The 506-nt window shown below is 57.7% G+C and carries 1 protein-coding gene; it reads right to left on the reverse strand.

The features are described from left to right. Window positions 1-164: 164 nt before the first annotated feature. A partial coding sequence (locus RXV88_RS23685) for a 3-hydroxyacyl-CoA dehydrogenase family protein (RefSeq protein ID WP_316296202.1) occupies window positions 165-506 on the reverse strand: 342 nt, incomplete at its 5' end.

The following is a 506-nucleotide window of genomic DNA, read 5'->3' on the forward strand; positions in this document are numbered from 1 at the left end:
CCAGGGCACTTTCGCACATGGCCTTGTGCGGTGCCATGCCATACCGAGTTGCTCTAAAGCGGCCATGCCGTGGAGTAGATTACGCAGAACAGATGTCATGCCGCGATGGCACAACGGGCCGAGGCGAAAGACACGTGTGTATCTGGCAGACACCGCAAGATGCCTCAAAGCCCGTGAAAGGACTTTAGCTTCAGCAACTCGACCAATGCAGCATCACGCCGTTTAACAAGAGTGGCTTCGTCTTGGCTGGCAAGTTCGCGTTCCACGCCTTCGATTAGCGCCGCTTTGATTTCTTCATTGAGTGCCGGGTTGCCAAGGCTTTTCCAGCGGCGCTCCTGCGTCGGACCGAGGTGATCCAGATAGCCACGATATCCAGCTTCTCCTCCCCCCAGGTGATAGGTCAGATGCGGTCCGATGAAGGCCCAACGCATACCTGGCCCGTAAGCGATCGCCTTGTCGATATCCTCGACATCGGCAATGCCCTCGGCGGCGAGATGAACCGCCTC

This window comes from Aestuariicoccus sp. MJ-SS9, from assembly GCF_032586235.1.
Lineage (GTDB): Bacteria > Pseudomonadota > Alphaproteobacteria > Rhodobacterales > Rhodobacteraceae > Aestuariicoccus.